A 7003-nucleotide genomic window follows, 5' to 3' on the forward strand; every position below is an offset into this window, starting at 1 on the left:
TTTTTGCTTTGCCATTACCAATCGTCCTGAACAAGTTCATTTTAAAGCCAAAGCGCTGCCCAACTTTTATCCTCAATACCACATCGTCAGCATGAAATAACCTAATCCCTGTGTTGGGATCTTATAATCGCTAATGATAATTATTTACATTTTATAGCTTCTGCTATAAAACATAGTAGTTGCTATGTTTATTCTAATTTTGCTCACTATAGGTACTAAATCATGCTCTCAATAAAAAAAGTAACCATGCTCTTGGGGTGCCTAGTCCTCACCTGCTCGATAGCATTTCAGGCGAGTGCAGCTGAAAAATTCAAGGTCATTACAACTTTTACCATCATCGCAGATATGGCCAAAAACGTGGCTGGAGATGCTGCAGAAGTCTCATCCATAACCAAGCCTGGTGCAGAAATTCATGAGTATCAGCCTACCCCTGGCGATATTAAACGTGCGCAGGGGGCACAACTGATTCTCGCCAATGGTATGAATCTGGAATTGTGGTTCCAACGCTTTTACCAGCATCTCAATGGGGTTCCAGAAGTAATTGTCTCTTCGGGTGTGACGCCAGTAGGGATCACCGAAGGGCCCTATGAGGGCAAACCTAACCCCCATGCCTGGATGTCGCCAGATAATGCTCTGATTTACGTCGATAATATTCGTGATGCGTTTATAAAATACGATCCGGCAAATGCACAAACCTACCAACGTAATGCCGATACTTATAAAGCCAAGATTACCCAAACCCTTGCCCCCCTGCGTAAGCAGATTGCGGAACTCCCTGAGAATCAGCGATGGATGGTCACCAGTGAAGGGGCTTTTTCTTATCTCGCACGCGATTTGGGGCTAAAAGAGCTTTATCTGTGGCCGATTAATGCCGATCAACAAGGAACACCGCAGCAGGTACGTAAGGTTGTTGATATAGTTAAGAAAAATCATATCCCGGCAGTCTTTAGCGAGAGTACGATTTCCGATAAACCAGCGCGTCAGGTTGCGCGTGAAACCGGCGCGCACTACGGTGGTGTGCTCTATGTCGATTCCCTGAGCACAGAAAACGGCCCGGTACCTACGTATATCGACCTTCTGAAGGTTACTACCAGTACGCTGGTACAGGGAATTAAAGCCGGAAAAAGGGAGAAATAATGATGCAATCTGCAGGCATTGTCGTTAATGATGTTACTGTCACCTGGCGTAACGGGCACACAGCACTGCGCGATGCATCCTTCACAGTACCAGGCGGATCTATTGCCGCTCTGGTTGGGGTAAACGGTTCCGGAAAATCGACGTTGTTTAAAGCGATTATGGGATTTGTGCGTCTGACCAGCGGGAAGATATCTGTTCTGGGTATTCCCACACGACAGGCGCTACAGAAAAACCTGGTTGCCTACGTCCCTCAGTCAGAAGAGGTTGACTGGTCATTTCCTGTACTGGTGGAAGATGTGGTGATGATGGGCCGCTATGGGCATATGGGTATGTTGCGTATCGCCAAAAAGAGGGATCGTCAGATTGTCACCGATGCGCTGGAACGTGTCGATATGGTGGATTTTCGCCATCGACAAATCGGCGAGCTTTCCGGTGGACAAAAGAAACGCGTCTTTCTGGCGAGAGCGATTGCACAGCAGGGTGATGTGATCCTGCTGGATGAACCTTTTACCGGCGTTGATGTGAAAACCGAAGCGAAAATCATCAGCCTGTTGAGGGAGTTACGCGCGGAAGGCAAAACGATGCTTGTCTCAACGCACAATCTCGGATCCGTCACGACATTTTGCGATTATACGGTCATGGTCAAAGGCACCGTCCTGGCAAGCGGGCCGACAGACACCACTTTTACAGCCGAGAACCTGGAGCTGGCTTTTAGCGGCGTACTGCGCCATGTCACACTTAACGGCTCGGAAGAAAGCATTATTACTGACGATGAACGCCCTTTTGTGGCACATCGACCGTCAGCGGTGCAGAGGGAAGAAAGATGAACGTGCTACTGGAACCCTTCAGCTATGAATATATGCTCAATGCGATGTGGGTCTCGGCGATGGTCGGCGGTCTCTGCGCTTTCCTGTCATGCTATCTGATGCTAAAAGGCTGGTCGCTGATTGGCGATGCGCTGTCGCACTCTATTGTCCCGGGTGTTGCGGGGGCATATATGCTGGGGCTTCCGTTTTCTCTGGGAGCCTTCTTTTCCGGCGGACTGGCAGCGGGCAGCATGCTGTTTCTTAACCAACTCACTCGCTTAAAAGAAGATGCCATCATCGGCCTGATCTTCTCGTCCTTTTTTGGCCTGGGGCTGTTTATGGTGTCATTGAACCCGACATCCGTGAACATTCAGACCATCGTCCTGGGCAATATTCTGGCAATCGATCCGGCGGATATCCTGCAACTCACTATCATTGGCATTCTCTCGATCATCGTGCTTTTTTTCAAATGGAAAGATCTTATGGTGACCTTTTTCGACGAGAATCACGCCCGTGCTATTGGATTGCATCCGGGCAGATTAAAAATCCTCTTCTTCACCCTGCTGTCGGTTTCGACCGTTGCGGCGCTGCAAACGGTTGGTGCCTTTCTGGTGATCTGTCTGGTGGTGACTCCCGGTGCAACAGCATGGTTGTTAACCGATCGTTTTCCCCGCCTGCTCATGATTGCTGTAACTATTGGCAGTGTGACCAGTTTCCTCGGCGCGTGGGTCAGTTACTTTCTGGACGGCGCGACAGGTGGAATCATCGTGGTGGCGCAGACACTGCTGTTTCTTTTAGCATTTGTCTTTGCGCCCACCCATGGGCTTTTGGCAAATCGTCGGCGTGCGCATAAAGCGCTGGAGGATCGCTCATGATGGCATTATTACTGGAGCCACTGCAGTTCACCTTTATGAGTCACGCACTGCTGATTTCACTGGTAGTTTCCATACCCTGTGCGCTGCTGTCGGTCTTTCTGGTCCTGAAAAGTTGGGCACTGATGGGTGACGCGATGAGTCATGCGGTTTTTCCTGGCATCGTGCTTGCCTGGATTCTGGGGTTACCTCTGGCTACAGGGGCATTCGTCGCCGGAGTATTCTGTGCGGTGGCGACGGGATACCTGAAAGACAACAGCCGAATCAAGCAAGATACAGTGATGGGGATTGTTTTTTCTGGCATGTTTGCCGCAGGTCTGATCTTGTATATTGCAGTCAAACCAGACGTACATCTTGATCATATTCTTTTCGGCGACATGCTCGGGATAACCATCGGCGATATAATCCAGACGGTGATTATTGCCGGACTGGTTACACTTGTTATTAGCGTAAAATGGCGGGATTTTTTGCTGTTCAGCTTTGATTATCAACAGGCGCAGGCAAGCGGTTTGCATACGAGATGGCTGCATTATGGGCTGCTGTGCATGGTCTCCCTGACCATTGTGGCGACGCTGAAAGCGGTAGGTATCATTCTCTCTATTTCTCTTCTCATTGCGCCTGGTGCCATTGCGGTACTCCTGACACAACGCTTTCATATTGCGCTCCTGCTGGCGACTGGCATATCGATATTGGTCTCAATGACTGGTGTCTGGCTGTCCTTTTTTATCGACAGCGCGCCAGCTCCGACAATTGTTGTCTTATTCGCGGTCATGTTCATCATGACGTTTACCGTTACCAGCATCAACGCACGCACAAAGGAAAATGCCGAACCACGGGATTTGTTATCATCCGATTAGCAGAACACTCGGCCAGCAACATCCGCTTATTGGCGATGCGCTTGAACGAATAATGCACAGACTTATGATTCTGATAAGTTTTGTTGCCAGAGAGTTGCTGCGGACTGGATAGCAAGTAATGTCGATTCTCAGGGGTAGCAAACAGCGCAGTAAAATGAGGGAAGTAGTGGCAAAACATAGAGAAAATTGGGGGGCGAGGGCCAGTGATGTAAAAAACCACGCTAAGAGTTTAATTAATTGTTTGTATTGAAGTTTAATGATCTTAACTCACCCTTAAGAATATCTTCCGGTAACGAAGACGTATAATGCCCCAGCATATTTATATGGCTATGTATCAGCAGCGATAATCTTGCCGGATGCTACTCCTCAGGAGTTTCTCCCGATTTGCGAAGATGTGACAACGCCTCCTGCATGTAAAGTGTGTTTCACAGCACAACCGCATTGGTCACCAGCCCCAGAGCACCTAGTTGATCTTCCTGCCCTTAACGGTAGCTGAAGATGACTGGGCTGGATGGAAAATCCTGCATGGTGCATTGGGAGAGCAGATAGAATTGGTTGGCGACGATCTGTTTGTGACCAACGTAAAGTATATTCAGCGCGGCATTGACGAAAACCTTGCCAATTCAGCATTGATTAAACTCAACCAGATTGGTTCCCTGAGTGAAACCTTTGATGCGGTACAACTTTGCCATGACAACAACTGGGGCACCTTTATCTCACACCGCAGTGGTGAGACAGTGGACAGCTTTATCGCCGATATGACAGTTGCAATGCGCGCAGGTCATCTCAAAACGGGAGCTCCATGCCGGGGTGAGCGTATTGAAAAATATAACCAGCTTATGAGAATTGAGGATGAACTGGGTTCATCGGCGCAATTTGCTGGAAAGTCTGCCTTTAAATGACATTATTGTGCCAATCCCCCAGGCTTACACGTCGGGGTTATTCTGGAGGAATGATGAAAGCTCACGTTTTTGTTATTTCTATGCTTACTGGCATTGTCGTCACCTATGCCGTGTTACTTCTTGGTTGCTTGTTCATCGATAAAACGCTCCCCACTGTAGATGTTGTCATTCTGTCACTTGTCGTGGGGGCTTCTGCTCAGCAATTGTCGAGGGTATTAATGTCAATAAATAGAACCTTCCCTTATCTTGCATGTAGTCAAAGGATATAAATTAACAATATCAGTCAAATGAGAACATATTCTGATATTGTTACGATAAAAAATTATTTTATGAGGGGTACATGATTAAATCACTTTTTGCCGTCATTATCGGCGGTTCTGTTGGATGTACTCTGCGCTGGTTACTGTCCACACGCTTTAACAGTCTTTTTCCAAATCTACCTCCAGGTACACTGGTGGTGAACCTCCTTGCCGGGTTAATTATTGGTACTGCGTTGGCGTACTTTTTACGACAACCACACCTTGATCCTTTTTGGAAATTAATGATAACAACGGGACTTTGTGGAGGTCTGAGTACTTTCTCTACATTTTCTGTTGAAGTATTCGCATTACTCCAGGCGGGAAATTATATATGGGCTTTGACGTCTGTACTTGTTCACGTCATTGGCTCCCTCATCATGACAGCTTTAGGCTTTTTTATCATAACCATACTTTTCGCATGAGAATTCATTAACGTTACAGGTTTATCAACTAATGTGACGCTTAGGATAGAATTTCGCTCCATGGTATGCGTTTGCAGTCATTACAGTCTCCATGACGACTGTAATGACTGCAAACGCATTACCTGACATATCAGTATAAACAATGAATTAACCTCTTGGCGTATTTTTTACATCACTGGCCCTCACCCCCCAAAATTCTCTCTGAAAAATTGTTGCGGTTAACGTTGCCAATGTATCCACCCATTTCAGAAGACGATCTGGCATCCTGGTGGCATGCTGCGATGTGCTTCAGGTGAGTGCACTGGGCGGTCAGCACAGGCGGTTTCGACAGCGAAATTGCACAGGACGTTATGCCGGCTGTGAGTACAACATCATAGCCTTACTTGATTGTACGGTAATGCCAAATACATGCAGACACTATGGTAAATAATACAGCGGCAAATAATGCCGTCACAATCAGCGCGATTGAGACACCTGTTTTCGACGCCAGTGGCACCAACAATGCGCACAGCCCATAGCCAAGTGTGTGACTGGCCGCAAGCCAGCCCGCGCCTGCGCCGTCGGCCAGCTTATCATTCAGTAAAAGTTGATAAGCGGGTGTTGCCAGAGCGGCCCCAAATGACAGCACTGCACAGCCCAGGTAAAACAACCATAGCTGTTCAGTGAGCATGATAGCCAGACCACTACTCATCAACACCCCGGCACTCAGGAGCAGAGCCACTGGAGTCAGGCGCTGTGGACGGAGTACCACGAACTGCGCGATAAGCGCAGCTATTGCGGACAGCCCCAACAACCACGCCACCTGTTGGCTAATAGTGGTGGTATCAGTATCGAACTGGCGAGTAAGGGCTGGCGAAAGTCCAAGCTGCATCATGCTCATTGCCGCAGCCAGTAACATTGCGCAAAGCAGATAAGGCAGGCAATCCCGCTTCAGGCTGACGCTCTTGCGCTCCGGTGTGGGCTGTGGTGGTGTGCCGGGCAACCGCAGAAGCATCACCACAGCCCACACCGGAGCTGCCATCAGCATCCACACTGGCGCCAGAGGGTGAATGACCAACATTGCCGCCGCGCACAGCGGCCCGAATAGCCTGCCGCAGCTCAGGCCGGAGCTGATGGTTGCCAGAGCGGCCATGCGATTCCCTTCTCCCGCTCTCTGCAATGCCCAGACCTGACAGGCTGGCACCATTGCTGACACGGTCAGACCGTAGACGATCCGGGCGATGATTAATATTCCCAACCCCACCGCTGTTGTTACGGCACCGGTAGCCATCAGCACGCTTCCCAGCCCAAGCAGGGTAAAGCTTACGCCATATCCTCCCAGAGCCCACAGCACCACAGTCTTACTGCCAGTAAGGGAAATTTGCTTTCCCCACCATGGGGAAGATGGCAGAAACAGCATTGAGCCCAGCATCAGCAGGGCAGCCCATACAGACAGACTCAGATTTGTCTGTATGACCAGAACAGGGAGTACAACCAGCAGACCGTTCTGTCCGATACCGAGAAGACCGGCACTGAACGCCAGTGGCCAGCAGGACAGGGTTTTTTGGGGCGTATCTTCGATCTTAGATGACATTGTAATGTTTCAACACCATGTATTAATTGTGTTTATTTGTAAAATTAATTTTTCTGACAATAACATTTCTCATTGATAATGAGAATCATTATTGACATAATTGTTATTATTTTACTGTGTAGGAGCTGTTTGATT

At 48.6% G+C, this 7003-nt stretch carries 6 protein-coding genes and 2 pseudogenes; 6 read left to right on the forward strand and 2 right to left on the reverse strand.

Annotation, left to right across the window (positions count from 1 at the left end; translation table 11 throughout):
* Window positions 1-222: 222 nt before the first annotated feature.
* Genes sitA through sitD form a run of 4 tightly spaced genes read left to right on the forward strand, consistent with a single transcriptional unit; the run spans window position 223 to window position 3672 of the window.
* Window positions 223-1137, forward strand: a complete 915-nt coding sequence (sitA, locus tag AB4H76_RS00820) for an iron/manganese ABC transporter substrate-binding protein SitA (RefSeq protein WP_000949004.1) — start codon at window positions 223-225, stop codon at window positions 1135-1137.
* Window positions 1137-1964, forward strand: a complete 828-nt coding sequence (gene sitB, locus AB4H76_RS00825; protein ID WP_000983710.1) for an iron/manganese ABC transporter ATP-binding protein SitB — start codon at window positions 1137-1139, stop codon at window positions 1962-1964. Before sitA ends, sitB begins: the two co-directional genes overlap by 1 nt.
* Entirely contained in the window at window positions 1961-2818 is an 858-nt protein-coding gene (gene sitC, locus AB4H76_RS00830) for an iron/manganese ABC transporter permease subunit SitC (RefSeq protein WP_001101723.1), read from the forward strand. The genes sitB and sitC overlap by 4 nt, the downstream gene beginning before the upstream one ends.
* Window positions 2815-3672: an iron/manganese ABC transporter permease subunit SitD gene (gene sitD, locus AB4H76_RS00835; protein WP_000968139.1), complete on the forward strand. Its 858-nt coding sequence runs from the start codon at window positions 2815-2817 to the stop codon at window positions 3670-3672. Before sitC ends, sitD begins: the two co-directional genes overlap by 4 nt.
* Before the next feature lie 233 nt (window positions 3673-3905).
* On the opposite strand, the pseudogene AB4H76_RS00840 reads toward sitD, so the two are convergent.
* Window positions 3906-4154, reverse strand: a pseudogene (locus AB4H76_RS00840) (Tn3 family transposase); the annotation flags it as partial.
* Between the two features lie 6 nt (window positions 4155-4160).
* On the opposite strand from AB4H76_RS00840, the pseudogene AB4H76_RS00845 reads away from it, so the two are divergent.
* Together AB4H76_RS00845 and crcB are read left to right on the forward strand one after the other, a co-directional pair.
* A pseudogene (locus tag AB4H76_RS00845) lies at window positions 4161-4574 on the forward strand (phosphopyruvate hydratase); the annotation flags it as partial.
* A gap of 340 nt (window positions 4575-4914) precedes the next feature.
* Window positions 4915-5295 (forward strand): fluoride efflux transporter CrcB, encoded by a 381-nt coding sequence (crcB, locus tag AB4H76_RS00850; RefSeq protein WP_001318207.1) that lies wholly within the window; start codon window positions 4915-4917, stop codon window positions 5293-5295.
* Window positions 5296-5674: 379 nt separating this feature from the next.
* Here crcB and AB4H76_RS00855 read toward each other — a convergent pair whose 3' ends face one another.
* A complete protein-coding gene (locus tag AB4H76_RS00855; protein WP_000095526.1) occupies window positions 5675-6868 on the reverse strand; it encodes an MFS transporter in 1194 nt (397 codons plus the stop codon).
* Window positions 6869-7003: the final 135 nt, after the last annotated feature.

This window comes from Escherichia sp. UTM R2 (genome assembly GCF_048593455.1).
GTDB classification, from domain to species: domain Bacteria; phylum Pseudomonadota; class Gammaproteobacteria; order Enterobacterales; family Enterobacteriaceae; genus Escherichia; species Escherichia coli.

Coding starts and splice junctions, on each gene's coding strand:
- sitD (WP_000968139.1), top strand. CDS start 2,815: ATGATGGCATTATTACTGGAGCCACTGCAGTTCACCTTTATGAGTCAC.
- sitA (WP_000949004.1), top strand. CDS start 223: ATGCTCTCAATAAAAAAAGTAACCATGCTCTTGGGGTGCCTAGTCCTC.
- sitC (WP_001101723.1), top strand. CDS start 1,961: ATGAACGTGCTACTGGAACCCTTCAGCTATGAATATATGCTCAATGCG.
- sitB (WP_000983710.1), top strand. CDS start 1,137: ATGATGCAATCTGCAGGCATTGTCGTTAATGATGTTACTGTCACCTGG.
- AB4H76_RS00855 (WP_000095526.1), bottom strand. CDS start 6,868: ATGTCATCTAAGATCGAAGATACGCCCCAAAAAACCCTGTCCTGCTGG.
- crcB (WP_001318207.1), top strand. CDS start 4,915: ATGATTAAATCACTTTTTGCCGTCATTATCGGCGGTTCTGTTGGATGT.